The organism is Maribacter sp. MS6 (genome assembly GCF_056839185.1).
Genome location: NZ_CM166389.1, coordinates 3,905,238 through 3,931,634 on the forward strand (window position 1 = coordinate 3,905,238; position 26,397 = coordinate 3,931,634).

General features: G+C 34.8%; 26 protein-coding genes. 16 read left to right on the top strand and 10 right to left on the bottom strand.

What is annotated here, in order from left to right; genetic code table 11:
* Window positions 1-12 precede the first annotated feature (12 nt).
* The 16 genes from MS6x_RS17060 (at window position 13) to MS6x_RS17135 (ending at window position 14,978) form a co-directional block, all read left to right on the top strand.
* Window positions 13-2,238, top strand: a complete 2,226-nt coding sequence (locus MS6x_RS17060; protein ID WP_482603750.1) for a CocE/NonD family hydrolase — start codon at window positions 13-15, stop codon at window positions 2,236-2,238.
* 525 nt (window positions 2,239-2,763) lie between these two features.
* Window positions 2,764-2,913 (top strand): glycine zipper domain-containing protein, encoded by a 150-nt coding sequence (locus MS6x_RS17065; RefSeq protein ID WP_165586786.1) that lies wholly within the window; start codon window positions 2,764-2,766, stop codon window positions 2,911-2,913.
* Between the two features lie 65 nt (window positions 2,914-2,978).
* Window positions 2,979-3,581 (top strand): hypothetical protein, encoded by a 603-nt coding sequence (locus MS6x_RS17070; protein WP_482603752.1) that lies wholly within the window; start codon window positions 2,979-2,981, stop codon window positions 3,579-3,581.
* A 102-nt stretch (window positions 3,582-3,683) separates the two neighbouring features.
* Window positions 3,684-4,436, top strand: coding sequence for a type 1 glutamine amidotransferase domain-containing protein (locus tag MS6x_RS17075; protein ID WP_482603754.1), 753 nt, complete (start codon window positions 3,684-3,686; stop codon window positions 4,434-4,436).
* 216 nt (window positions 4,437-4,652) lie between these two features.
* Window positions 4,653-5,051: a hypothetical protein gene (locus tag MS6x_RS17080; protein ID WP_482603756.1), complete on the top strand. Its 399-nt coding sequence runs from the start codon at window positions 4,653-4,655 to the stop codon at window positions 5,049-5,051.
* A 219-nt stretch (window positions 5,052-5,270) separates the two neighbouring features.
* Window positions 5,271-6,101 (top strand): alpha/beta hydrolase, encoded by an 831-nt coding sequence (locus MS6x_RS17085; RefSeq protein ID WP_482603758.1) that lies wholly within the window; start codon window positions 5,271-5,273, stop codon window positions 6,099-6,101.
* Window positions 6,102-6,329: 228 nt separating this feature from the next.
* Window positions 6,330-7,016, top strand: coding sequence for a DUF4386 domain-containing protein (locus tag MS6x_RS17090; RefSeq protein ID WP_482603759.1), 687 nt, complete (start codon window positions 6,330-6,332; stop codon window positions 7,014-7,016).
* A 130-nt stretch (window positions 7,017-7,146) separates the two neighbouring features.
* The gene (gene trpS, locus MS6x_RS17095) at window positions 7,147-8,229 is read left to right on the top strand and encodes a tryptophan--tRNA ligase (RefSeq protein WP_482603761.1); all 1,083 of its coding nucleotides are present in this window, start codon (window positions 7,147-7,149) and stop codon (window positions 8,227-8,229) included.
* A 223-nt stretch (window positions 8,230-8,452) separates the two neighbouring features.
* Entirely contained in the window at window positions 8,453-9,022 is a 570-nt protein-coding gene (locus tag MS6x_RS17100) for a hypothetical protein (protein WP_482603763.1), read from the top strand.
* 28 nt (window positions 9,023-9,050) lie between these two features.
* Entirely contained in the window at window positions 9,051-9,980 is a 930-nt protein-coding gene (locus MS6x_RS17105; RefSeq protein ID WP_482603767.1) for a TolB-like translocation protein, read from the top strand.
* Window positions 9,981-10,109: 129 nt separating this feature from the next.
* Window positions 10,110-10,970, top strand: coding sequence for an alpha/beta fold hydrolase (locus tag MS6x_RS17110; protein ID WP_482603769.1), 861 nt, complete (start codon window positions 10,110-10,112; stop codon window positions 10,968-10,970).
* A 1-nt stretch (window position 10,971) separates the two neighbouring features.
* Entirely contained in the window at window positions 10,972-11,262 is a 291-nt protein-coding gene (locus MS6x_RS17115; RefSeq protein ID WP_482603771.1) for an alpha/beta fold hydrolase, read from the top strand.
* Window positions 11,263-11,436: 174 nt separating this feature from the next.
* Window positions 11,437-12,201 carry a DUF6090 family protein gene (locus MS6x_RS17120; RefSeq protein ID WP_482603773.1) on the top strand — a complete coding sequence of 255 codons (765 nt, stop codon included), beginning with the start codon at window positions 11,437-11,439 and terminating at the stop codon, window positions 12,199-12,201.
* Window positions 12,202-12,228: 27 nt separating this feature from the next.
* Window positions 12,229-13,326: an adenylate/guanylate cyclase domain-containing protein gene (locus MS6x_RS17125; protein WP_482603774.1), complete on the top strand. Its 1,098-nt coding sequence runs from the start codon at window positions 12,229-12,231 to the stop codon at window positions 13,324-13,326.
* A gap of 105 nt (window positions 13,327-13,431) precedes the next feature.
* Window positions 13,432-14,160, top strand: a complete 729-nt coding sequence (locus MS6x_RS17130) for an NAD(P)-dependent oxidoreductase (protein WP_482603775.1) — start codon at window positions 13,432-13,434, stop codon at window positions 14,158-14,160.
* A gap of 140 nt (window positions 14,161-14,300) precedes the next feature.
* Window positions 14,301-14,978 (top strand): DUF6624 domain-containing protein, encoded by a 678-nt coding sequence (locus MS6x_RS17135; RefSeq protein WP_482603776.1) that lies wholly within the window; start codon window positions 14,301-14,303, stop codon window positions 14,976-14,978.
* A gap of 132 nt (window positions 14,979-15,110) precedes the next feature.
* On the opposite strand, the gene MS6x_RS17140 is transcribed toward MS6x_RS17135, so the two are convergent.
* From MS6x_RS17140 to MS6x_RS17185, 10 genes are all read right to left on the bottom strand, one after another.
* Complete coding sequence (locus MS6x_RS17140) at window positions 15,111-16,481, bottom strand: MBL fold metallo-hydrolase RNA specificity domain-containing protein (RefSeq protein ID WP_482603777.1); 1,371 nt, start codon at window positions 16,479-16,481, stop codon at window positions 15,111-15,113.
* A gap of 3 nt (window positions 16,482-16,484) precedes the next feature.
* Window positions 16,485-17,327 (bottom strand): ATP cone domain-containing protein, encoded by an 843-nt coding sequence (locus MS6x_RS17145; RefSeq protein ID WP_482603778.1) that lies wholly within the window; start codon window positions 17,325-17,327, stop codon window positions 16,485-16,487.
* A 1-nt stretch (window position 17,328) separates the two neighbouring features.
* A complete protein-coding gene (locus tag MS6x_RS17150) occupies window positions 17,329-18,228 on the bottom strand; it encodes a mechanosensitive ion channel family protein (protein WP_482603779.1) in 900 nt (299 codons plus the stop codon).
* A gap of 380 nt (window positions 18,229-18,608) precedes the next feature.
* Complete coding sequence (locus MS6x_RS17155) at window positions 18,609-19,448, bottom strand: universal stress protein (RefSeq protein WP_482603780.1); 840 nt, start codon at window positions 19,446-19,448, stop codon at window positions 18,609-18,611.
* 163 nt (window positions 19,449-19,611) lie between these two features.
* Window positions 19,612-20,451, bottom strand: a complete 840-nt coding sequence (locus MS6x_RS17160) for a universal stress protein (RefSeq protein ID WP_482603781.1) — start codon at window positions 20,449-20,451, stop codon at window positions 19,612-19,614.
* Window positions 20,452-20,685: 234 nt separating this feature from the next.
* Complete coding sequence (locus MS6x_RS17165; RefSeq protein ID WP_482603782.1) at window positions 20,686-21,528, bottom strand: universal stress protein; 843 nt, start codon at window positions 21,526-21,528, stop codon at window positions 20,686-20,688.
* 17 nt (window positions 21,529-21,545) lie between these two features.
* The gene (locus tag MS6x_RS17170) at window positions 21,546-22,391 is read right to left on the bottom strand and encodes a universal stress protein (RefSeq protein WP_482603784.1); all 846 of its coding nucleotides are present in this window, start codon (window positions 22,389-22,391) and stop codon (window positions 21,546-21,548) included.
* 261 nt (window positions 22,392-22,652) lie between these two features.
* A complete protein-coding gene (locus tag MS6x_RS17175; protein ID WP_482603786.1) occupies window positions 22,653-23,489 on the bottom strand; it encodes a universal stress protein in 837 nt (278 codons plus the stop codon).
* Window positions 23,490-23,585: 96 nt separating this feature from the next.
* Window positions 23,586-24,638 (bottom strand): response regulator, encoded by a 1,053-nt coding sequence (locus MS6x_RS17180; protein WP_482603787.1) that lies wholly within the window; start codon window positions 24,636-24,638, stop codon window positions 23,586-23,588.
* A gap of 6 nt (window positions 24,639-24,644) precedes the next feature.
* Entirely contained in the window at window positions 24,645-26,156 is a 1,512-nt protein-coding gene (locus tag MS6x_RS17185; protein ID WP_482603788.1) for a sensor histidine kinase, read from the bottom strand.
* Between the last annotated feature and the right edge of the window lie 241 nt (window positions 26,157-26,397).

Genomic DNA, 26,397 nt, shown 5'->3' on the forward strand with positions numbered 1-26,397 from the left:
GAAAAATAAGCTATGAAAAAGTCAGTCCTATTATCATTTTTAGTTGCAATTAGTATGACTTCTTTTGGTCAAGAATTGCCATTTACGAAGGTGAAACTATCGGATTCAATAGCGATTTCAAAACAGATGAAGCAATTAGCGGCATTATGTAATACTCAAAATTTATCGGATTTAGACTTGTTTAAGTTCCAGTTAATTAGAGGTGATTATGCAGATGCTTTAGTTACGTTCAAAAAAAGAATTGAAGAAACACCCATAGATCAAAGACAGTACTTAGATATATACATGCATTATGTGGAGGCAAAGCGTTCTAAGAACTTTAAAGGAGAGTTTAAAAAATCGTATAGAAAATACGTAAAGAATGCTGATGACATACAAGTTATTAATTTAGATAAAGCATTGATAATTAGAGATCCTACCGATTATTATGTGAATAATTTTAATACTACATATTCTAGTATAGAATCTGAAAATCTATCACAGGAAACCGCCAAGGATTTAGTAAAAAAATATTTTTTAAGAACTGTATTTTCATCAACTAGAGATCTTTATTTTGAAGAAATAAAACAAGACCATGAACGCAGATATAGTATAAACGATAGCATAATAGTACCAATGAAGGATGGTGCAGAAGTTTCTGTGGTAGTGATTCAACGAAAAGGAAAGGTATCGACTAAAAAGCCTGCTGTATTAATTGCTTCTGTTTACGCAGGTACCAATGAAACTGGGGCGATGTTATCTGTCTCAAAAGGTTATGTTGGAGTGATAACGAATACCAGAGGAAAACGCTTAAGTAGTGGAGAAGTAAAGCCTTTTGAATATGAAAACACAGATGTTTATGAAGTAATCGATTGGATTAGTAAACAATCGTGGTCAAATCAAAAAGTAGCCATGTTTGGTGGTAGTTACAATGGCTTTACACAATGGGCTTCTATGAAACACAAAGTGCATCCTGCATTAAAAACCATTGTTCCAATGGTTGCTATTGCTCCTGGTATTGATTATCCGATGGAAAATAATATCCTACACAATTATTCGTATTCATGGAATTTTTATGTGACTAATAATAAGTATTTAGACTTTGATGCTTCAAATGATTTTAATCGTTGGAATACTTTAAAAAACACCTGGTACAAAACAGGAGTTGCTTTTAATAAGCTAGATAGTTTAGACGGGCAAGTAAATACATTATGGAATACCTACATGGCGCATCCTAGTTTTGATGCTTATTGGAAAAAAATGATTCCATATAAACAAGAATTTGCAAAAATTGACATTCCTATTTTAACCATTACTGGTTATTATGATGACTCGCAGAGAGGAGCCCTATATTATTTTAATGAGCATTACAAATATGCAAAAAACCCAAATCATTATTTATTAGTTGGTCCTTATGATCATTGGACTGCGCAAACGAAGCCAGATGAAAGCCTTAGAAATTACAAATTAGACAAATCGGCTTTACTAAATATTGAAGAAGGTCTTCTTTATCAGTGGTTTGATTACATTTTAAAAGGAAAAGAAAAACCAAGCATTTTAAAAGATAAAGTCAACTTTCAGGTAATGGATACCAATACCTGGATGCATAAACCGAGTTTAAGTGCCATGACCAACGATACGTTGACTTTTCATTTAAGTGATGATAAAACGGATGATTTTTATGCGCTTAAATCGAAATCAAATACTTCTAAAATTGATTTAACTGTTGATTTTAAAGATAGAGAAAGCATGAATAACACAGGGTATTATCCTTGGCCTTTAGAAAAAGAAAACATCAATATAAAGGATGGATTGCTTTTTAAATCGGAACCCTTAAAGGAGGATGTGATTATAAATGGATCCTTCCTCGGAAATCTTGAATTTACTATCAATAAAAAAGATGTTGATTATTCCGTTATCCTATATCACTTAACGCCAGAAGGGAACTACTTTCATTTAAGTTATTATATAGGTAGAGCGAGCTATGCCAAAGATCGAGAACAAAGAAATTTATTGACACCGAATCAAAAAACGCAAGTGTCTTTCGACAATTCTAAACTCATTAGTAAAAAGCTACAAAAAGGAAGTCGGATGGTAGCTGTGGTCAATGTGAATAAAAACAATAATGCACAACTTAATTATGGAACGGGGAAGGATGTGAATGAAGAAAATATTAAAGATGCAGAAGTCCCGTTAAAAATTATATTTTCAGGTAATAGTAGTATTTCCTTACCGGTTTGGTATTCCCTAAAGGAATAACCAAATTCTAATAAGTATATCTTATCAATCATTCATCTAATGAAACGGATAAGGGTGAAAATCGGAAGAATCTTATGGCTACTACTCTTAGGTATTTGGAAAACTTAATCATCGAAAAAATAAACTACTGCTTAAGATGGATGTGAAATTAGAAAAATTAATACGAGATGTAATGGGAAGGCTTGTTTGCGTCATAATTTATAGTGCTGCGTCATAATTTTCAATCTATCATCAAACTTTTTATATAAGGCTACATAAGTGTTTATAGGCATATTACTTCTTGATCGATCTTTGTAGAAACGAAAATCAAGTTTTTAATTATTATGAATTTAATCATTTATGTATTTGATGAACTAAGGAAAAATAAGTACTAACAAATGATTATAACGTGCAAATTCTGTTTGTAACTAGTAAGAGGTAGTTTATCATTAACAAAGATTCGAATATCACATAAAGTTTAATTGATTAAAGACCTTTTTTAAGTTTACCCTAATAAAAAAACAAACAATCAAAAAGTGAACAATTATGAATTCAATTAAAAGTAAAAAAGGAATTAGACTTGCAATAGGCATATTTTCAGGGGTATTAGTAGGCTTATTAACCTCAAACATAGCTTTGTGGCTTCCCATTGGAATTGCCATTGGTGCCGCGTTAGAATACTCAAAAAAATCTTAATGTAACAACTGAGATTACAAAATAAATCATCAATCAAAAAACGAACAATTTTGAAATCAATTAAAATGAAAACAATCAAAAAACAAATGGTATCAAGAATTGCTTGTGTAGCCTTTGCAATGGTATCAAGTATAACCTATGCACAAAACGCAGATCCTGAAACAACAACACAAAGGGATGGTTTTATCTTTGAATTCGTTGTAGGAGGAGGTATTATAAGTACAGAAGATAGTGCTGGTATTCAAACGTTTGACACATATCAAGGAACCTTCGTTTTTCCGGATCTAAAGTTTGGTTATATGTTAAACGAAAAACTCGCACTCACAGTCTCTTTACCAGGAAACACATACGAATTTCAAGATAATGACAGGAATTTTGGAGGTTTTATTCCATCTGTACAATATTGGGTAAAAGATCGTTGGTGGATACATGGAGGAATTGGTCTAGCTATAGATTCGCCAGCACTATATGATATTAAAGATAATGTAAATGACGACTGGAACTTTGGCGTCGCTGTTATGGCAAGTACAGGTTATGAGATTTACAAAAAGAAAAATTTTGCACTCAATGTGCAGTCTAAATTAGTTTTGGGCAATGTGTCTTTAGATGGAGGTGCGGATAGAGATGCCGTAATTTTTAATATAGGATTAGGGTTTAGTTGGTTATAAAAATTTATCTATTGCATATATTCTATTGTTGGCATTAATTGTGAAAGACTGTAACATTCTTCTCCATTTATTATCTTATATGAAATTCAATCAATCAAAAAAATGAAAAAAGGACTCCTAGCATTATTCGCATTATTAATTTTTATCTCTTGTAACGATAACAAAACTGAAAAAGGAAGAATATTGGTTATAGTTTCAAATACAGAAGACATGGGCGACCCAGAAAACCATTTTGCTGGGAACAACCTTTGGGAAGTAGCTCCTCCATATCATATTTTTGTTTCTCATGGATATAAAGTTGATTTTGTTTCACCAACAGGAGGAAAAGTACCTTTCTCAATGGATCCTGTTGGAATAAGCAGTTATACTATAAAGTATGAAAATTTTAATGGCAATGTTGAAAATTCATTAACGCCTGATTTAGTAGATTATAAAAACTATAAAGCCGTTTTTATTGGTGGCGGATATGGACCATTATTTGATGTATCCAATAACAAAGACTTATTATCAATAATAGCCAAAATTTATGAAAATAGAGGAATAGTTGGAGGTTGCGGACATGGTCCTGGTGCTTTTGCAAATGTCAAACTTAGTAATGGTGATTATATGGTCAAAGGTAAAAAAGTAACTGGCTTTCCAAATTCGACTGAGATTACCAAAAGTTGGGCTAAAGAAGGTACTTTATTGCCTGTAATGCTGGAAGACCAATTGAGGGAAAATGGAGGAATATTTCAAACTAAAAGTAATTTGAATGATAAGCATGATGTTGTAATTGACAAAAGGATTGTATCAACCATGTTTCTTCCTTCTTCAGCAATAGTTGCAAAAGAAATGATTAAACAAATAGAAAACTAATGCCAACAATACCTATAGCAAATAGGACAAAAAGAGCTGATTTTAATGGCTTGGGCGTGTTTGCTAAGTCCGCCAAATCCTTTGGATTTGGCAATTAAAAAATGAAACTAATTACAAAACAAAAAGCTCTGGCTCGCAGACCAGACGGAAACGAAAAGTTTCCTTGCCTGCCCTACTTGCTATAGCCCGACCGTTGGCAACAATAAAACAAAAAAAATGAACACAAAAATATTAATGATTTCAAGCTGTATTTTTTTAGGTGCTCTGGGAGTCATTCTCACCTTTATGCCTGATGAAATCATCTCAGGTTTTAGCATAACACCAGATTCAATATCAATCTTGTTATTACAATTATTAGGTGCACTTTATCTTGGATTCGCAATTCTGAATTGGATGGCAAAAGGATCTCTAATTGGTGGCATTTACAATAGGCCTATCGCCATTGGGAATTTCATGCATTTTGCAGTTGGGGCATTGGCTTTGATTAAAATAATCACTAAAATTCATATCCATTCAGAAATAGTTATTTCGTTAACTATAGTCTATTCCATTTTTGCAATACTATTTGGTTATGTTTTTAGAACTAATCCATCCAGTATCGAAAAGAAGAATTAAAAACTATTACCAACACGGTATATAGCAAATAGGGCGTTCGGTGGTTTAAAAAAGTTCAATGCTGTTTACCAACACCGCCAAATTGTTGATTTAGCTTTTAAGAATGAATAAATTAAAAACAAAATATAATGCTTTGGCTCAGTGCAAACGTGAAAGTTTATCGCTTTCTACTGCCCTACTTACCATATACTAATCGTTACCAAACATATAAAGCAAACTATGAAAAATTTGACATTTGTAATTTTATATATTCTTCTTTCAGGAGTACAAACCACATTTGGACAGAATGCAACAGATGATATTATAGTAGGAAGTAAGTTCGTTATTAAATCTAATATTTTAGATGAAGAAAGAACCTGTTTAATAAGTCTTCCTGATTCATACAATAATTCATCTGAAGTTGATAAAAAATATCCAGTTATCATATTATTGGATGGATATACTCATTTTAAAACAGCATCTGGAATAGTACATTTTATGAGTTCTAATAGGAATCGAAACAATTTAATGCCTGAAAGTATTATTATAGCCATAGAGAATGTTGACCGAGAACGAGATTTTACAGTTACAAAAATTAAGACCAAACGACCGAATAATATGGGAGGTGGAAGGATTTTTTTGAATTTCATTGAGAAAGAACTAGTACCTTATATTGATAAAAAGTATAAGACAGAACCGTTTAGAACTCTTGTTGGGCACTCTTTAGGAGGACTACTTACACTAAATTCCTATATGGATGAAAATAGCGTATTCAATGCTTACATTTCTATAGACCCAAGTATTTGGTGGAATGAGGAGCTGATGAAAAACAAAGTTGATTCTACTTCCTCAATATCATTAGATAAAAAACTTTATATCGCTACTGCCAATCAAGGAGAGGCTAATTACGAAAGGAATAAACAAAGACACGACTCTCTCTATACTTTAATAACAAAGAAATCGGATAAACCTCTAAATATCGAAATAGAATATTTTGAAAAAGAAAACCATCGCTCTGTACCATTAGTAGCTCTATACGAAGGGTTAAAATATATTAATCAAGAGGAATGATTTCGAAGCTGGTAATATCAACAAATACGTTTGGTAACACCGTAAATAATTTATTGCTGGCTTTTTGCCTACTTGCGAAAGTCTTTGCGGACTTTCTTGGTCGGTAATTAGTTGCTTAAAACACGCAACAAACATATACAAACACGTTGTGTGCCATTAGGGCAAAATTGTAACAATTACCCTTTTACAGAGTCAGAATTAGTATAAAATAATAAAAATAAATAATCTATGATTGCAAATACAGAACAGAAAAATTTAATTAAGACCGCTAGAATAACTGGCTTATGGTATTTAGTGATGGCTATTACAGGAATTCTAGGGTTTATGGTCTTTCATTCTCAAATATTTGTGTCTGGTAATCCTGAACAAACGCTAACAAATTTAGTAGAATTAGAATCTACAGCAAGAATTAGGTTGCTATTAGAATTTGGTATAGTAATTTCTCAGGCTCTTACCGCAGTTTGGTTTTTCAAATTATTTAAAGATAATTATGAATGGGAAGCTTGGACTCTAGGTATATGGGGAATGGTAAATGCTTTAGCCATTATGATTAGTGCAATTTCAATCGCCTCAGCAATAGGTATTGCAAATTCTGAAATAAGTGCTATGGAAGACAAAGTTTTACTAATTCAGGTTTTTCAAAATATTATTTCGAATGCTTGGGGTATTGGTGGCCTATTTTTCGGGTTATGGCTATTTCCAATGGGATACATAGTTATCAAATCTAAAAGGTTGCCTGTCTGGTTAGGAAGAATAATTATTTTAGGTGGTATAGGCTATCTAATTTCTACAGTTATACACTACGCAGGAATTGATTTTAGCTTCAATAGATTTCTTACTATACCTGCAACCATTGGAGAATTTTGGATGATAGGTTATTTACTAATTTTTGGCATAAGACCTAGCTATAAGTAATTACTTTTCTCTCCTACTTCTGAAAATCCTCACGGATTTCAGTTTGGTTTGTACTTGCAACGTTAATTGCTTTTCCACGAAACTACTCATAGCCGAGATCGTTGTGGGTAATGAGAAAAATTGAACTTACTTGAGTAAAATTAAACAAAAAATGATTAATAAAAGTTTTGAAAAAGCAAAAGAGAAAAGCAAATTATTAGAAAATGATTTGTATAAGAATCCTCAAAAGTACCGCGTATTAACGGGAGATAGACCTACAGGTAATTTGCATCTTGGACACTATTTTGGCTCAATTATAAACCGATTAAAATTACAAAGCTTGGGAATTGAGACTTATATTTTAATTGCTGATTATCAAGTGTTGACAGATAGAAATGTTTTTAATGAAATTTCAAAATTCACCTATGAACTAACTTTGGACTATTTAGCCTGTGGATTAGACCCTGAAAATTATAAAACTCATATTTTTCCACATAGTCATATTCCTGAATTAAATCAACTAACTATTCCATTTCTGACATTAGTTTCCAGTTCAGAATTAAACAAAAATCCAACTGTTAAAGAAGAAATTACTGCTTCAGGACTGAGTAATATTAATGCAGGAATGTATATCTATCCAGTTCATCAAGCTGCTGACATTTTGTTTTGTAAAAGTAATGTGGTTCCTGTTGGAAAAGACCAATTACCTCATATAGAATTAACTCGGAAAATTGCAAAGCGCTTTAATACCAAATTCAATAAAAATATTTTTACGGAACCAGTTGCACTTTTTACTGATACCCCTACTATTCTTGGGTTAGACGGTATTCAAAAAATGAGTAAAAGTCGCAACAATTCAATTATGATAAAGTCAACCGATGACGAAACAGTAAAACTAATAAAATCTGCCAAAACTGATTCAAGTCGTTACATATCTTACGACCCCGAAAACAGACCAGAGGTTTCCAACTTACTTAAGTTAGCTTCCTTATGTTCAGATAAAAGTCCAACAGATATTGCTGATAAAATTGGCGACCAAGGTTCAGGAAAACTTAAACAGCTAACAGAAGAAGCCATAAACACATATTTTGAGCCTATTAGAAAAAAAAGAATAGAGCTTGAAAAAAATAAAGATTATGTCAGGGATATTTTGCTTAAAGGTATAAGTAAAGCGAGAGAAACAGCCATTGGAACGTTGAGTGAAGTCACTGAGGCACTGAATATGAAAATATAATAGCACTACATCCAGCAAAGAACTGAAATCGGACTCGATTCAATTTTTTTATTTTGAAAGAATAGAGTTGATTTTGAATGGAATCTCGAAGAACAAATAAAGCGAACGGAAGTATTTCAAAAAAACAAAATAACTAAAACCATCATTCAATTCTACTTTTTCAAGAAGGTAAACTTCATATAAATATCAATCAATAATCATCATTAATCAAAAAAACATCATCATGAAAAAAACTTTAATTACCTTGACTTTGTGCGGACTAACATTAATCGCCAAAGCTCAAAACACAAGTGTAGAAAAATCAACATTCGGATTACAAACTGGAGTTCTAGGAATCTGGGCATATAATGAAGCAAAACTATCAAATACCGTAGCACTGAGAACAGAGCTCGGTTTTGATTTTGGTATTTGGGAAACTACTTTTTACGATGATTATGATTCTCCATTTCTACTAACACCTGTTATAGTTGTTGAACCAAGATTCTATTACAACCTCGAAAAACGTTCAAAAAACTCAAAACCAATTGATGGAAATAGTGGCAATTTTATTGCGTTAAAAATGGGTTATCATCCAGATTGGTTTGTCTTATTCAATACTGACGATGCTCCTGTGGTAAGTGATTTTTCTATTATACCCACTTGGGGAATTAGAAGAAATTTAGGTAAACACTTTAATTATGAAGCAGGTCTTGGTGCAGGATTTAGTTACACATTTGCTAAACGCGCTGGTTATTTAAAGAACAAAAGTGAACTAGAATTAAATATGCACTTGCGAATAGGGTATAGGTTTTAGCAAAAACAATAATAATTTGAATATCAAAATGGAAAAGACCTTCATAACACTACTTATCGCTGGAATACTTTCTTTGCAATCTTGTGATGCAAAAAAACAAAAAACTAAAGATAATAATATACCAACCATTAAAAACCCATATCTGGGACAAAAACCACCAGGATTAATACCCATACCATTTGCCCCAGGTCTTGTATCTACAGATTTGTATGAAGTCAATAGTGCATTCACCCCAGATATGAAAGCGTTTTATTTTATTAGAAGAGGCGAAGAACATAAAAAATCAGCTTTTTACGAATACAAATACAACGAAATTAATGGGAAATGGGAAAAATCTGAAATAGCATCTCCATGGATAGGAAGACCTGTAATATCGCCAGACGGACAAACCATGCATTTAGGTGACAACTATCTAAAAAGAACAGAAACTGGATGGTCAGAATTACAAAAACTAGAACCTCCTACTGTAAGTAATGATTCTATGTATATTATGCGCCTTTCATCGTCTTCAAATGGGACGTACTATTTTGACACCTATAAAGAGAATGATTCAACTTTTCCAATTCGCTATTCGCGTTTAATAGATGGAAAGCATGAGGAACCTAGAGCTTTGCCTAAAGAAATAAACACTGGCACTTTTTTAAGCCATCCTTTTATAGCTCCAGATGAGTCGTATTTATTATTTGATGCTCAAAGGGAAAATGGTTTCGGAGACTCTGATATTTATATCAGTTTTAAAGAAAGTGATGGCACTTGGGGTGATGGGATTAATTTGGGAGATAAAATAAACACTAACGCTTGGGAAGCTTCTGCAAGTATAACGCCAGACGGTAAATACCTTTTCTTTAGCAGAAATGTAGGGTCAGAAGATTTTGAAAATGTAGATATATTTTGGGTACATGCAGAAGTTGTCTTTTCACTTAAAAATACCCATCAAAACATTAAATCAACGCATTAAAAATCATTAATCAAATCAAAACAATTTTAAAGCGAACAATTATGTATTCAGTAACAATTAACATGAGTAATTCGTCATAGTGTTCTACAATACATCAATCATAATCATCAATCAAAAAACGAACAGTTCATGTTTTTCAAATCAAAAGAAGGAAAAGAAAAAATCTTATCCCTTTACAATCAAAAGTTAAATAAGCTGAATATTGAATATTCAGAAAAATTTATAGAAACAAAGTTTGGAGTCACTAATGTTATCATTACTGGCGATACTAAAAACCCTCCATTAGTACTGATTCACGGCACAGGAGGTTGTGCACCACAAATTTTAGATTCTTTACCCAATCTAGCTTCAAAATATTGTGTCTTTGCAATTGATGTCTTAGCGCAGCCCAATAAAAGTGCAGAGAATAGGTTAGACATGAAATCTTTAGATTATGGAAAATGGCTTATTGAAGTAATCATAAAACTAAGACTGAAAGACGTAACCTTAGTAGGTTTTTCTTTTGGTGGTTTCATTAGCTTAAAAGCACTGGAGTTTAACGAGACACCATTTAGACGGATTTTCTTAATCGCTCCTGTCTATATCGTAAATGGCAATCCTCTTGTAGGTTTGTTTAAAATGTTCCTTCCATTAAAAAAGTTTATAAAAACTAACAATCAAAGGCACATTAAAAAGGTAATGAACGTACTTTTTTCTGAATACGATGATTTTGCATTAGAGTTTATGTCTACTACGTTTCAACACTGTAATATGGATTTTTCTCCTTTACCACTACTATCTAAAAATGATGCAAATAGAATAAAAACACCCATCACAATTTTCGCTGCTGAAAAAGACATCATGTTTCCGGGCAAAAAGATGATAAAAAGGGCAACAAAAATCTTTTCCTCTTTAGAACAAACTATTTTAATGGAAGGTTCTAAACATGTACCAAATTCAAAGGATTTTAAAAAAATAGAAGATTTAATTATTGATAAAAACAGGCACTGAAATGATACAAGAAATTAAATCTTTAAAATTTCCCAAATCCAATATAATTTCAATAAATGGAATTGAGTTAGAAGTATTTGAAGCAGGTAAAGAAAATATCGGTAATCCAATTGTACTTTGTCATGGCTTTCCCGAACATGCCTTTTCTTGGCGTTATCAAATACCCGCGCTTGCTAAAGCTGGTTATCATGTCATTGTTCCAAATCAAAGAGGATATGGCAATTCATCGCGCCCTAAAGAAGTAACGGCATATGATATAACCCATTTAACAGATGATTTAGTGGCTATTTGACAAATGATCACTCAAAATTCTCGCGGATTGTACTAACTACAATCAATGTTTTGATTATTTCAATCTGTTTACTAATAGCATATCAAGTAAAATATTTGAATATGGAAATGAATATTTCAAACTATTATTTTTACCCTTAAAAGGATATATTCAATAAGAAAAACTGAACCAATAATGAAATTCTTTAGAAAAATTAGACAAAAGCTTGTCGCTGAAAATAAACTTCGCAGTTATCTACTTTATGCGGTAGGAGAGATCGTACTTGTGGTTATTGGAATACTCATCGCCCTAGCAATCAATAATGGTCAAGAGAAAAAGATTCTAGAAAAAAAGGAGCAAACTTATTTAAAAGGATTACAGGGCGAGTTTGAAATCAGCAAACAGAAACTGGTTAAATTAATTGAGATTAACAGGCGTAATTACATAGGCGCCAAACAAATACTAGAATTCACTACCAATCTAGAAGTAGCGCCTACTGAAGAACAATTTTCAAACTTGTTGTACCAATCCTTCTCATTCGATATCGCGTTTAATCCAAATAACTCACTTTTAAATGAAATGATAAATTCCGGCAGCTTAAAAGACATTACAAATCCAGACCTAAGGATATATTTAACCAATTGGATTTCTACATTGGATGATATTGCTGGTCAAGAACAAGATTTGGCCAATGAAAGGGGAAAAGTACTGGATATGTTCCGAAGAGATGAAAATAGTATACGTACCGTTTTTGAATATGCAAACGCAAAACAACAAGTTAGCTTTCCTAAAAGCGATAATACCATTAGTAATTTGAATTTATTACATTCCGTAGCGTTCGAGAATAACATGTTTATGTTTTACCTAACTAGCTATTCTACAGAAGAAAGTCATTACAATCCATTGATGCAGAATCTAAATTCTATATTGAAATTATTAGAAGCAGAGATTAAGGAATAATCTTAGTTTCGAGTAAATCCGTTGGTTATGTTATCTCCAAAAACAAAGAGAAATATTTCGCGAATTATTCCTTACGCTGTAATTTGGCTCATTTTGGGGTGGGTCAACCTGTTTTCTCAGGAAGCTGTCTTAACTGCTGCACTCGAAGAAAATTCAAATCAGTCTGCCGTTATCAGGATGACTCCCACGGTTTTTCTTTTTGCCAGTATAGCAATTATTGTAGTCGGATCTCTGGTAGGTACCATCGAAGTCGTATGGCTTGGCAATCTGTTCAGCAAAAAGAGTTTTTCACGTAAAATTACCTATAAATTAATTTTTTATACCATTTTCTTATTGTTGGTCATCCTCATATCCTATCCGATAGCGGCTGCTTTGGAGTCGCAAATATCCCTATTTGATGGAATTATTCTTGACAAAATGTTGGACTTTCTAACCAGTATTGAATTTGCGAGTACTATGGTTTCTATTTCATTTAGTCTCTTTGTAAGTCTGTTCTATTCGGAGATCAGTGATAACATCGGTCATGGTGTATTGATGAACTTCTTCACGGGAAAGTATCATGAACCGATTGAGGAAAAACGAATTTTCCTATTTTCGGACATGAAGTCCTCGACCACTATAGCCGAGCAACTGGGGCACATCAAATATTTCGAATTACTAAAGGAATACTATTCCGATTTTTCGGATGCCATCATTCGCCATTCTGGGGAAGTCTATCAATATATCGGGGATGAAATTGTAGTTTCTTGGAAATATGAAGAAGGCATCAAGAACAACAACTGTATCAACTGCTTTTTCGCCATGAAAGAAGCCCTCAAAAAAAGGTCGGGATGGTATTTGTCGACTTTCGATGTAGCACCGACCTTTAAAGCAGGTATTCATGTAGGTAAAGTAACAACAGGCGAAATAGACGCACTTAAAAAAGAGATTATTTTCACTGGAGATGTGCTCAATACGACCGCTCGAATTCAAGGGCTTTGCAATACATACAATGTGGATATTTTAGTTTCTGAAGATTTGATTAAATCTTTGGAACTTGAACCTGAATTTAAAATCAATTCGGTGGGAGTGGTTGAATTAAAAGGAAAAAAAGAGCATATAGCCTTATTTACGATTCCGGAATAATTATCTGGAATTGCATAGGCGTAAATTCAATAAGTAACAAAGTATTGACCCTATCGTCTAATTACCAATCAATCAAAAATTAAAATGCAACAAAAACTCAAAAAAATGACAATACTGGTAGTAGGGGCAAGCGGAGCAACAGGGCAACATTTGGTAGCGCATCTTCTTGAGCAAGGGCATACCGTTAGGGCAGTAGTACGCTCAGCGGAAAGGTTACCGGAATCCATCAGAAATGAGGGTAATTTATTTATTATCGAAGCCAGTATCCTGGAACTCAACGATACGGAAATGGCAGAACATGTAGCCGGTTGTGATGCCGTAGCCTCGTGCTTGGGTCATAACTTGACCTTTAAGGGGATGTATGGCAAACCCCGAAGATTGGTAACCGATGCCGCGCGCAGATTATGTGCCGCGATAAAGGCAAACAAACCCGAAAAACCAATAAAATATGTATTGATGAATACAACAGGGAATAGAAATCGTGATTTGGACGAACCCATTTCTTTGGCTGAAAGAGGCGTTATCGCAGTATTACGCCTGTTGTTGCCCCCACACGTGGATAACGAAAAAGCAGCGGATTATTTACGGACTGAAATCGGCCAAAATAATCCTATCATAGAATGGACGGCAGTCCGACCAGATAGTCTGATCAATGAATCGGAGGTTACCGAATATGAAGTATATCCTTCCCCAACCAGAAGTCCAATTTTTAATGCAGGCAAGGTCAGTAGAATCAATGTGGGTCATTTTATGGCTGCTTTGGTAGACAATGATGATTTATGGCAAAAATGGAAAGGGCAGATGCCTGTGATTTACAGTAAAAAGGTATCTTAATCTTCAGCGCTGGTTTAGAACTATTGTTTCAAACAACTTTTATAGCGTGGAAAATCACTTGACCAAGATGTAACTTTTATCGTTTACATAGTTCAGTTGGTTTTGGTTAAAGAAACGTCGTAAATAAACTTTATTAAAGAATGAAAAATATTATAGTATTCAGTTTACTAGTAGCGATGAGTTGCTCTAGTAAAAACAAGTCAAAAAAAATAGCGACAGCAACGGATAAACAAGAAAGTTTGATTGCAGTTCTTGATACTATCTGGAGGACGGAACAGCGACCAATTACATTAAGAGATTCGCTTATGAATATTTATGGTGCTGAATCGGAATTAGTGAAGAAACAACAGGCAATCTATGAAAGCAATCATATCGTTAATGAACGAAAGGTAAAAAATATTCTAGATAAATACGGCTGGCCAACAAAAGAAATAGCAGGTGAACAAGGAAATTGGACCATATGCAATGTTATTCAACATTCAGATAACGAAGTTCGAATACAATACCTTCCAATGATGAGACAGGCTGTAAAAGATAAAAAATTAGAACCCCGTTTTTTAGTTAGAGCAGAAGACAGAATTGCAACTGAAAGAGGAGATTTACAAATCTATGGCGGACAAATGAAATACTACCCAGAAACTAAAAGTTTTAATCTGTGGCCAGTTTTTGAACCTGAAAATATTGATAAAAGAAGAACTGAAATAGGACTAGATTCAATCGCTATATTTCTAAAAAATAGATTTGAATTTGAATGGAATTTAGAGGAGCAAATAAAACGTACAGCGGAGTTTGAAAGAAACCGGGATACATTAAAATAATGCAATGAAAACAGTCTGGATGCTGTAATTAACTCCAGTACTTAAATATGAGAAGAGATGAATTCATGAAGTTTTAGAAAACGATGAAGTATTGAGCACTGAAAGCTTGCACCTAATGGAACCATCTAAGAATTATATCACAAAGCTCCTCGTATCGTTCAATTTTGGAATAGTGACCTGCCATCCATGAACATCTCTGATTTTAACCCTAAACGCATCCAGTGCTAAAGGTTCGCCATGGATAAGGAATACGGCTTCGGGAATATTCTTGATGTCATTTGTCCAAAGTAATAGTTCCTTCTGATCTGCGTGAGCCGATAGACTTTCTAGATGCCTAATGGTAGCTTTTACAGGATAGTACTTGCCGAACAGCTTTAGCTCATGCGCCCCTTCCAATAGCTGTCTTCCCCGGGTTCCTTCGGCCTGATAACCAACGATCAAAACTGTGGTACTGGGGATATCTATGAGCTGTTTTAGATAGGTTAATACCCTTCCTCCGGTAATCATTCCGCTTCCTGCAATTACAATTTTTGGCCTGGGGTCATCAATAGTTTTCCAAGTATCGGCATAGGAACTTATAATATTGAAATGGTTGCGCATGGCATAATATTCTTGTTTCGAAAGCTTATGCCAATCTGTAAATCGTTCAAAAACAGAAAGTACATTATTGCCCATGGGACTGTCTATGAAGATCGGGATATTAGGAATCTTGTTCTGCTTGTAGAGTTGCCAGAGTTGGTACATAAGCGATTGCAAACGTTCCACTGCGAAAGAAGGAATAATTAGATTTCCTCTTTCATTTATTGTTTTTTTAACAAGCTCCGTAAGGATATCTTCAATATCTTCTGTAGGATGCAGCTTGTTGCCATAGGTGCTTTCTATAAATAGGTAATCTGCCCATTTTGGACGTTTTGGCGGTGCTAATAATAAATCATTCGTTCTACCGATATCACCTGAGAAAACAAATAGCTTCCCAAAGATCTCCAATTCTATAAACGTAGCACCAATAATGTGTCCGTTATATTGGAATTTGAAACGTATGTTATCGGACAACCTAATCCAAACTTCCTTTTCCTCGAAACGAAATAAATCTATAGCCTTTTCTGCTTCCTTTAGGGTATAGAAAGGTAAGGCTGGATGGTGTTTGCTATACTTCTCTTTGTTAGCTCGTTCCGCTTCTTCTTCATGTATCTTGGCACTATCCATAAGAATAATCTGGCTAATGGATAGGGTAGGAGCTGTACCAAGAATGGTTCCTTTGAAGCCTTCTTTCACCAGTCTAGGAAGATACCCTGTATGATCTAAGTGACCATGTGTTAATAGTACGAAATCGATTTTTGACGCATCAATGGGTAAAGGTTGCCAGTTCAGCTGCCGAAGTTCTTTTAGCCCTTGAAACATACCACAATCTATCATAAGGGTTACTTCTGGAGTTTCCAGATAAAACTTAGAACCGGTTACGGTGTTGGAAGCGCCTAGAAAGTGAATTTTTACGGTATTCATTGTCTATTGATTACAAAGTTGTTTGATTTCTTCAAGAATTCTTTCTTTTCTTAGGTTTGAGACACCAAGGTGATCTAAGTAAAATTTATCTTTCCATAGTTGTCTACAGAGTACTACATCCCTACTTAACAAAAAGTTTTTTTCACGGTTGCTTAACAAGGTTGAAACAGTTATCGGATATAGTCCGAGCCTATCTATGCGATCTTTGAGACCATTATTCTTGGGATAGTCCCAACTTAGTAAATAGAGATCGGCGCACTTTCCATAGCGAATCGCATGTGTGGTAAACCGGGTATTGGTCACGACCCAACCACGATCCAAAGTGTTCGTTTGACTCTTTTTAGAGATCCAATGGGCTTTGACATCATTATATCGAGAATGGATATATAATGGTACTTTTACGTTGCAGTTACGTCCTTCTTCACCATGGAATTTACACTCAATAATAGTAGTACATCCCTTTTTTTCGGCTACTACATCTATCTCGTGCGTTACACAGTTACCCTCTAGAGTAACACCTACTTTGGTAGAAAATCCGGAGTATTCCAAAATGGCACTCATAAAACGTTCAAACGGAAACCCAGTTGGTCCGAGCTCATAAATTGCTTTTTTTAATTTGTATTTGGATGCAAAGACCGAGTTCTTTTCCTTTTTAAGCAGTGCAAAGGCTCTATTGTAGATTTCATGGGTAGTAATTCCTTCGTAAAGCTCATCGCGAACACTATCAACAATTTTTTCGACCAAATTATGATTGGCTCCACTATGCTTTAGAGAATTACGAAGTTTGTTCAAAGAAAATTTTACTTTCTCACCAGAGGATTTTATAATTTCAATGTCTTGATTCATATTATTTTTTTAGATTCACCTCCAATTCCGGTATTTTGAGTAATTGTATGGTTGTGGATGCTAAGGTTACCTTGCCATTCGTTTCGGAAATCCTGTTTTCTATTCGTTCGAATAATTGGTGTTTTGTACCTCTTCTTAATTTATAGTCGGTAATGTACCGTAGGTTTATCTGAATCCAATTATCTGTTAGGGTTACAGCCAGGCTAGGCTTCAAGGTTGCATCTTCTATGTAGTAGCGCGCTACCATTTCCTTCCATTTTGCTAAAGAGGTTTCGGTATATTCGGTTAGCAGTTCAGTAGCGGTTTCGAATATGATTTTCTTCGCCATTTCCACATCCGAACCATACGTAATAAGGATATTCAATTCGTCCCAAACAAACGGAAAGTCCATGGAGTAGTTCTTTATGGGGCCTTTGAACACAAAAGCATTACTGATCTTCACTATTCTCCCGGAATAATTATCACTACTGACCCATTCGCCCATTTCCATTAAAGTGGTATAAATGCTATCAATATCAATAACATCACCTTTAATCCCGTTTATTTCTATCCGGTCCCCTGGTTTATATACGCGAACAAAAAAGATATAGAAAGAACCTGCAATACTTAAGATTAGTTCTTGTAAGGTGAATGTAATACCAGCGGTAAATAGACCGATAATAATGGTATAATCAGCTAGGTTTTCTACTGTAAAACTCAAGAGTATTAAAATTACAATAAGGATATAACCTACAACTTCAACTCCTTTTTGAGCTTTGTAACGAATGGCGGCATCGTTTATTCGTCGCTTAAGGAGCTTACGTAAAAATGCAATGACTACAATTATGAAGAGTATCCATAGAATTAGTTTGGTGATCTTTAAAACAATAGGGCGATCAAAAAAAAGTAAAAGCTCATCCATACAGATTCTTTTAGTATATCAATTTGATTCAAAAACTACTCTTGCGGCCTTAGCGGTAACAAGTATTTCTATGTATACAATTCTGAGACAAAGCTTTCATAAGGTTCTTTTTTATGGCCAATTAAGCATAGCTATGGCCAATTAACGATAAACCATCATGGAAGTAACTTGCTATTCATGTTTAAATTTCGTGATGTTTGCTAAGGTGTGTTAGGTAACGTAATCTAAGTTTGCGGTCACTCTTCCATGTGAATATGACGGTTTAGAAAATGTCTTATTGACGCGTAACGGTTTAGTACCTTGACAGTAAGCTAGACAGCCTTCATTAATTGGTTTTTCCTTACCCTTCTAAATTCTCATGTATCTCTTAAACCCTAATTTTAATGTAATGCCAAGATGGGTACGGTAGCATCATACCCTAGCTCCTTTACCAATGGCCTAGAAAATACGCTGCCAAAGAAAAAATGTTTATGATTTATAAAGGCTATCATATCACTATTTCTACTTGCTACAAATAAAGTTATTCCATCTGAAACATCCTTTTCCGATAAGACGTGAAAACTGTGTTCCACGCTCATCAGTATTTCGGTTAAAAGATTTTTGTTCTTTTCCTGTAACGCACTGAGGTCGGTCTTTTTGCTTACATAAAGCACGCGGATTGCGGTCCCGTACATGAGTGCAATTTCAATAAGGTATTTTAGTTCCCTGCGCTTGAATGCAGTTTTATAATCCGTTGGAAAAACAATTTCTACCGGTGGTTTAAATTGATGGTCCGATGGGATGGCCAAAACTGGACATTCCCTGATTTTTTCCATTGCATTAACAGTATTACCACCAAAGATAACTTCTCGATTGGCCGTTGCGCCACGCGTTCCCATGACGACCAGGTCAATATCTTTTTCAGCTATGGTGCGCCTCAAGGCTTCCGATAAAAAATCAAATGTGGAAATTGTGTAATAAGTATGCTTAGGATTGTCATGATGTAACCCTACCATCTCCAATAGTTTTTTAAACTCCTCTTCAGACTTGAGTTTGGCAGTCTCGTACGCCGCGCTCCCAGGCTCCGCAATAGCTAAGTTGTTGGTAGTAAAGCTTTCTACCTTAAATACGTTCAAAAAATAGAACTCACAATTCAGTTTTTTGTATAAATCTAACGCGTACCGCACTGCTTTTAAGGCATTTTTTGAAAAATCTGTAGGTATTAAAATTCTTTTGTCCATAGTGATCTAATTCTTATTCCTACCATAAATATATTTTACTATTTGGTATTTGCCTATGATATATATCAGTCCGTTATAGTAGGTTCCTAGCATAAAATATCTGAATACGGTCTTTATTATTTTATACCTAGGTTCAAGAATAGATTATTATGGCGTCCATATTCTATTCGTGTAGTACCAAAAATGGAACAGTAGTATGATAACTTATTTTTTCAACTGTTGGTCTAAAGAGAATGCGTTCCAAAAAATTTAGATTCTTCGCAACCATTACTATCATATCCAAATTTCGACTTTCTACAAAAAGTTGAACCGCTTCGTCTAGTTTTTTTCCCTTTAGGGTATGAAAGGAATATTGGGTATTGGAGAAATAATCCTTTAAAAAATCACGATTTTTAGATTGAAGGGTGCTCAAGGTATCTCCTTGGTTGGAGAGGTGCATAAACCTCAAGGCTGCCTTATGTATGATCATCAGCTCTTTAATGTTTTCCATGACCTTTGTATCATAACCCAATTGGTAGTCCGTTGGAAACCCAATTTCCTTGGGCCTAGTATAACTTGCACCTTCTGGAACCGCCAAAACTGCACAAGGTATCTTTGTAATTACGTTCCCTGTATTGCTTCCCATAGAAACCGCTTTAAAACCGGACGCACCCTTTGTACCCATGACGATTAAGTCAATACTCTTGTCTTTGACAAACTGTTTAATATGGTCCGTAAAAAAACCATACAATAGTTTTGTTTTAAACGTATGCCTGGTGTTGACCGGTAACCGTTCTATCGATTGAAGTACCTCGTTTAATTTTTTTCTGCTTTCTTCTAAAATTTGGTCTTCAAGTATTTTGGGCGCGGTGATTACGGTTGCTTCACCACCTACATAGGTTGCCGTGGGATGCACATGAACAACATAAAAAGTACATTTCACCTTTTTGAATAAAGCAATACCATAACTAATGGCATTCCAGGCGTTGTCCGAGAAATCTGTTGGTATCAGTATATTTTTCATCTGAGACATTATTTATGCTTAAAAATAATTGGGGGGAACTTATTTTCAAATGATAATCGTCATTTGTATCTGTTTTTTGAATTGTAACGAAGCAACGTTTATTGGTGCTATAGTACTTTCAGAGCGTATTTTTGGCTATACCAATAATTTGGTTGCTTCGATAGTCGGTAAGATTCATATAAATAAAAACGCCTTTTCATCATAGTTTTTAATAACCGTAGGATTAAGGGCTTTCTATTCTGCAAGAATCAAAAGGGGTACGTTGGTATGAAAGGTCATTTTCTTAACCACTGGCTCGCCTATAATTTTTTCCCAGAAACTATGGTGGTACTTTACCAATACCATCATTTCTATCTGCGTGCTATCCATATATGTTTTGAGGGTATGTTCTACGTCGATTTCAAAATCGATATTGTTAAAGGTAACATTCAAATCGCCTAGGCGCTCTTTCAACAATTTTTTATAGATGAGCTGCTGCTCGTTAAGTTCAAATTCTACCGCTACGTGTACTATCTGTATATTGGTATTCCATAGCCTGGCCAACTCTATCATCGGTGCCAGTTGTTTCTTTTCGTATTTTTTCGAAAAATCTGTAGGAAAAGCTAGTGTTTTTAACTGTTGAAAATTAAATTCTTCCGGTACGGCTAAGATGCTACAGTCCTTAATTTTCTTTAATACTTTAACGGTATTACTTCCCATAAAAACCTTTTTTGCACCAGTAGCTCCTTTGGTACCCATACATATAAGGTCAATATCTTTTTTTAGGAGTAGGTACTCTATGGTCTCTTCTAGCGTATCCGATTTTGAGATAGTCTCAAACCTATGCTTAGGATTATGATGATTTTGGTTAAGGTAAAGCAATGTTTTACCTAACTCCCGTTTTGAATTTTCAGATAACGAATCGTAAATAACCCCTAATCTTTGCTGGCCTTTACGTCCTATCATGTTCAATGCCTGTGGTTCATAAGCGTGCACTATGTAGAACTTACATTCTGCGTTGGCATAAAGCTTTAGGGCTGTGAATATGGCGTTCCATGCGTTGTCTGAGAAATCCGTGGGAAGTATTATTTTTTTCATAATTTAAATCTTAATCATTATCGGGCTAGATTTTGCATAACTAAAAACGGAACCTTTGGCTGTAGGCCTATTTCATCTACTGTTGATCGATAAAGCATATCCTCTAAAAAGGAATGCCGTGAATTGACCATAACTAAAAGGTCAATTTCATTGTGTGAAATAAATTCCATAATGGCCTCACTTCTGTTCTTTACCGGTACATTTTCAAAAAATAGAAAGGCATCGGCCAATGATTCTTGCAGGAAACGTTTATTATCTACCTGCCTATGGCTTAAATCTTCAAAATCTGAAATGTAAAGGCAATATATTTTTGATTTAAATTCAGCTGCCAAAGTGTTCAAAAGATTTAATTCTCTTCGTTTATAGGGCAGCATATAGTTTGTAGGAAACGCTATTTTTTTTGGTTGCCGATACTGGTAATGTTCCGGAATAGCCAATACGGGACATTGTACATATTTGAATACCTGTACGGTGTGGCTACCGAAAGTAATCTCCTTGTTCGCCGTTGAGCCTTGAGTGCCCATAATTACCAAGTCTATATTTATTTGGTTCGCGAAATCATTGACCGCATCTACCAAAGACTCAAAGGCAGAAATACCCTCAAAGATATGTTTGGGATTATGGTGTTTTTGGGTTAGTTCCTCTATTATTTGCTTTAGCGATTCATCCGCTTGTTTTTGACTGCTTTTTTTTAGTTTGGCTATCGACTCGTCCGAGTTATTTTTAAAAGGACCATATACTTCATCCGCATAGGCATGCAAGAAGTAGAAGTGAGTTCGTTGACATTTGTAGAGTTGAATAGCATAATTTATGGCATGCATTGCATTCTGTGAAAAATCTGTGGGAATCAATATCGTACGCATAGTATGTCTTTTTATAACTATTCAAAAATATTTTTATTCTCACATAATTACTATGATATATATCATTTGTATACGAGGTGGCCAAAGAAGTATGACTGCGCGCTATGCTATAAATAACAAAAGCAGCATTTTTGCATCAAAACGTATCTCCTTAGCGAGTTACTTTAGAGAAAGCTAGTACGTCTTATACTCTTGTTAAATAGTTACTTGATAAAGGCGATAATAAGAACTATGATTTAGGTGAGTCACGAATTTAGAATGCTACTCATGTAGGACTAACATTGGTACTGTGGTGTGAAAACTTAACTTTTCAATGGTGGTATCAAACAAAAGCTGTTGGAAAAAATTTAGGTTTTTAGCTACCATCGCTACCATTTCTATTTGGTTATCGGCAATAAAATTAAGGATAGCCGTTTTTACATTCTTATCGGATATGTTATGAAAATTGTGGGAGCTAGGGAATAGTTCTCCCAAGTAGTCCTTTAAATATAGTTTGTGTATCTCTTGCGTATTTGTTAGAGGCGTTTTGCTTTTGGAAACATTCAAAACGTGTAAACGGGCTTTCGAAATTCGATACATTTCGGTAATTGCTTCTAAGATGCGGTGTGTATAAAAAAGATTGTAATCTGTTGGGAAGGCAATCTGCTTGGGTTTAGTGGCGGCTGCATTTTCGGGTATGACCAACACATTGCAGAGTACTTTCGTAATTACATCACCTGTATTACTTCCTATTACGGTTGCTTTAAGACCAGAGGCGCCTTTGGTTCCCATAATAATAAGTGCTATTTTTTTCACCTTTATTGTTTTGCGAATGATATCAATAAAGTTACCGTATTCCTGAAGCGCAATAAAATGATGTTTTTCATTAAAGGGTAACTCTTGGATACGTTTAAAAATCACATGTAATCGTTCTTTGGCAGACGGACTCTTTTTTTCGGAAGGTAATGTAAAAGAAGTACTCTTCGTATCCGAATCCTTTAATGAACCAATATGTAGCATATAAAAATTACAAGCTTCGTTCTTAAATAAGCATACGGCATATTTTAAGGCATTCCAGGAATTAGCTGAAAAATCTGTGGGTATTAAAATGTCTTTCATTTACAAGGCTTGGTAATCAAAAATAAGCCTATGAATGCGCGTATAAAATGATATTTGTCAGGTGAAACGGTTTTGATTTGTTAGGTGCTAACTGAGTTAATTTACGTATTGTAGTGCTTTTAGCTCCCTAATCCGAATATTTCGACCTTCGATAGCTATAAGTCCTTCTTTCTTAAAAGTGGAAAGTGTTCGGATAAGACTTTCGGGTGCAATACCTGCTACACTTGCCAAATCACTACGTGAAATTTTAATAGGCTCTTTGGAATTGGTGTTCATTACGTTAGCAAACTGCAATAGTGTTTGGGCTGTTTTTTTTCGTACAGAACTGTAGGCCATTTGTAACAATTGTGCTTTAATTAGGGTAATATTCTTAGTTAAAAGCTCCATCAATTCAAAAGATATATTTTTATTTTTCTCCAATATAGCTTTCAGGTTTTCTTTTGAAATCCCTGCTAATTTTACGGTTTCTATTGCAGTTGCGGTCTCGTTATAAGGACTCTTATTTAGAAAAGAGGTAAATCCTAAAAAGTCATCTGCCCTGTAGAGTGCGGTAATCAGTTCTTTACCATCAGTATCCATACTGTATCCCTTTACCAGCCCTTTTAATATCAAATAAATGTTAGCGGCGCGGGCTCCCTCTAGATAAATAGTTTCACCTTCCTCATAACTTGTAACTTCTCCATTGTCATCAAAAAAGTTCTTTAGTTCGTGCAAGGTGCGCATTTCATCTTCCGAAACTTCAGTATTGCTAGGGTTAGCGTCGGTCATACTGTTTAAAAGCTTAGTCCTGGCCAATCTACTCTCTATTGCGCTAATAAGGTCTTCTTCCAGGAATGGCTTGGTGAGGTAATCGTCCGCGCCCAAATCCATTCCTTTTCGTATTTCTTTGTGCTCCGTTTTAGCAGAAAGGAAGATGAAGGGAATTTGTTTGGTAGTTACATCGGCAGATAAATGCTCCAAAACCCCATAGCCATCGAGCACTGGCATCATAATATCACAAACAATAATATCGGGCAGATACTGCTTGGTTGCTGCGACACCAATTTTTCCGTTTGGGGCGGTTATCACGGAATAGCCCGAAAGCTCTAAAAGCTCCGCCGTGTTTTCGCGTAAGACGGTATCGTCTTCAATCAATAAAATTCGTTTCATTTTCTACTAGCTATTATGTTTTTTAGGAATGCTTACGGTAAAGATAGAACCTTGGTTTTCTTTACTTGAAAAGTCAAGGCTTGCACCTAAGTTTTCCAGGTGCTGTTTTGCTATGTTCAATCCAATACCGGTACCTTGGGTCAAAAGGACATTTTCTGCCCTAAAGTAGCGGTCAAAAATATGTTTTTGGTCCCCTTTAGGTATTCCTATTCCTTCATCGATAATCTTTAGAACTATTTTTTCTTTTTCAATTTCTACCTGTAAGTCGATTATCGCGTCTTCCAAAGAATATTTTATTGCATTGTGAATTAAATTGGATAAGGCCAACGCCAGTGTTTTTTCATCAAATTGTACAATAAGTTCATCTATATTATCTGGATACAGAATCTTTTGCCCATTTTTTAGTAACATATTGCAATCATATACCACTTCATTAATCACTTTGCTTAAAGGAAAACTTTCAATAGTGTAGTTTACTTTGCCAGATTCCAAACGTTCTACGGAAAGGAAGTCGTTTAAGATCGTATCCAAGTATTTTACTTTATTTTTTATCGTTTCCACATGCTTGTCACGTTTTGCTTGCTGCTCGGTCTGGGTATATTTGCCCAACAAGGTAATTGAGGTTAAAATACTGCTTAGAGGTGTTTTAAACTCATGGGAAACCAAGGACAGGAAACGTGTCTTTAGCTCGTTTAGCTCTTTTTCTATTGCCAGCGCCTCAGACAGTTGAATTGTGCGTTCTGCTACTTTTTTCTCAAGTGTTTCGGTATAGTTCTTTCGCTCTGTAATATCCAAAATAATGGCTACAAAGGACTTTTGTTCTCCTATCTCCGAAAGTTGTAGATGCACTTCTACTGGATAGGAAGTTCCGTCTTTTCTTAGGTGTGTGGTTTCGAAATCTACCTTACCCGTTTTGCCTTGTAATAAGGGTTGTATTAATTTACGAAAGGTAGGTCTATTCAATTCTGGCTTAATATCTACAGGGGTCATTGTTACTAGTTCCTCGATAGTATAACCAATGTTTCTTAACGCTTCTTTATTTGCATTTCTAAAACTAAAGGTATCGGCATCGAAAATATACATTTCGTTCAACGATTCATCAAAAATACGTGCCCAATGATGCAGTTCATTTTCTTTTCGTTTACGGTCGGTAATATCTATAATCAATGCCATAACGTATGTTGCACCGTAAACCTGAAAAGGATTGAGCCCTATTTCTACCGGAAATTCATGACTGTTTTTACGAATACCGTATAGATTTTGATCATGCTCAATTCTGCGTTTTTCGTTTTTAGCTATAAACTTCTGAACGTTCGTATTATGGGTATGATGATATTTTTTTGGAATTAGGACATTAAGTGGCTTTCCTAAAAGCTCATGTTTCTTATATCCGAACATTTCCTCGGCTGCGGTATTGGTTGCCACAATAAGCTGTTCTGTATTTACAACAACGATTCCCTCGGAAACTCCTTCCGAGAGAAGGTTGAAAATATTGCTGTTTTTCTGAAATACCCGCATAAACCAAATATAAACTTTTCAAAACGATTTTTAGGGTAGAAAATATAGCTTGTAGTTCATATTTTTTCGAAGTTAGTAACGTATCTCCTGTAATGCAAAAAGACTTATAATTTTAAAATAGGTCAACTGAAATCCATTCAAAATAGGAACATCTTTAGTACAGTAGCTTCCTATTTATTGGGCCATCTTTCATGTAATTAATACTTTAAGGTATGAGCGATTCATTGCGCTCAAAATGTGC

Bases quoted from the DNA above. Each gene is read 5' to 3' on its own strand.
- MS6x_RS17060 (WP_482603750.1), top strand. From the start codon at position 13: ATGAAAAAGTCAGTCCTATTATCATTTTTAGTTGCAATTAGTATGACT.
- MS6x_RS17065 (WP_165586786.1), top strand. From the start codon at position 2,764: ATGAATTCAATTAAAAGTAAAAAAGGAATTAGACTTGCAATAGGCATA.
- MS6x_RS17070 (WP_482603752.1), top strand. From the start codon at position 2,979: ATGAAAACAATCAAAAAACAAATGGTATCAAGAATTGCTTGTGTAGCC.
- MS6x_RS17075 (WP_482603754.1), top strand. From the start codon at position 3,684: ATGAAAAAAGGACTCCTAGCATTATTCGCATTATTAATTTTTATCTCT.
- MS6x_RS17080 (WP_482603756.1), top strand. From the start codon at position 4,653: ATGAACACAAAAATATTAATGATTTCAAGCTGTATTTTTTTAGGTGCT.
- MS6x_RS17085 (WP_482603758.1), top strand. From the start codon at position 5,271: ATGAAAAATTTGACATTTGTAATTTTATATATTCTTCTTTCAGGAGTA.
- MS6x_RS17090 (WP_482603759.1), top strand. From the start codon at position 6,330: ATGATTGCAAATACAGAACAGAAAAATTTAATTAAGACCGCTAGAATA.
- MS6x_RS17100 (WP_482603763.1), top strand. From the start codon at position 8,453: ATGAAAAAAACTTTAATTACCTTGACTTTGTGCGGACTAACATTAATC.
- MS6x_RS17105 (WP_482603767.1), top strand. From the start codon at position 9,051: ATGGAAAAGACCTTCATAACACTACTTATCGCTGGAATACTTTCTTTG.
- MS6x_RS17110 (WP_482603769.1), top strand. From the start codon at position 10,110: ATGTTTTTCAAATCAAAAGAAGGAAAAGAAAAAATCTTATCCCTTTAC.
- MS6x_RS17115 (WP_482603771.1), top strand. From the start codon at position 10,972: ATGATACAAGAAATTAAATCTTTAAAATTTCCCAAATCCAATATAATT.
- MS6x_RS17120 (WP_482603773.1), top strand. From the start codon at position 11,437: ATGAAATTCTTTAGAAAAATTAGACAAAAGCTTGTCGCTGAAAATAAA.
- MS6x_RS17125 (WP_482603774.1), top strand. From the start codon at position 12,229: ATGTTATCTCCAAAAACAAAGAGAAATATTTCGCGAATTATTCCTTAC.
- MS6x_RS17130 (WP_482603775.1), top strand. From the start codon at position 13,432: ATGACAATACTGGTAGTAGGGGCAAGCGGAGCAACAGGGCAACATTTG.
- MS6x_RS17135 (WP_482603776.1), top strand. From the start codon at position 14,301: ATGAAAAATATTATAGTATTCAGTTTACTAGTAGCGATGAGTTGCTCT.
- MS6x_RS17140 (WP_482603777.1), bottom strand. From the start codon at position 16,481: ATGAATACCGTAAAAATTCACTTTCTAGGCGCTTCCAACACCGTAACC.
- MS6x_RS17145 (WP_482603778.1), bottom strand. From the start codon at position 17,327: ATGAATCAAGACATTGAAATTATAAAATCCTCTGGTGAGAAAGTAAAA.
- MS6x_RS17150 (WP_482603779.1), bottom strand. From the start codon at position 18,228: ATGGATGAGCTTTTACTTTTTTTTGATCGCCCTATTGTTTTAAAGATC.
- MS6x_RS17155 (WP_482603780.1), bottom strand. From the start codon at position 19,448: ATGGACAAAAGAATTTTAATACCTACAGATTTTTCAAAAAATGCCTTA.
- MS6x_RS17160 (WP_482603781.1), bottom strand. From the start codon at position 20,451: ATGAAAAATATACTGATACCAACAGATTTCTCGGACAACGCCTGGAAT.
- MS6x_RS17165 (WP_482603782.1), bottom strand. From the start codon at position 21,528: ATGAAAAAAATAATACTTCCCACGGATTTCTCAGACAACGCATGGAAC.
- MS6x_RS17170 (WP_482603784.1), bottom strand. From the start codon at position 22,391: ATGCGTACGATATTGATTCCCACAGATTTTTCACAGAATGCAATGCAT.
- MS6x_RS17175 (WP_482603786.1), bottom strand. From the start codon at position 23,489: ATGAAAGACATTTTAATACCCACAGATTTTTCAGCTAATTCCTGGAAT.
- MS6x_RS17180 (WP_482603787.1), bottom strand. From the start codon at position 24,638: ATGAAACGAATTTTATTGATTGAAGACGATACCGTCTTACGCGAAAAC.
- MS6x_RS17185 (WP_482603788.1), bottom strand. From the start codon at position 26,156: ATGCGGGTATTTCAGAAAAACAGCAATATTTTCAACCTTCTCTCGGAA.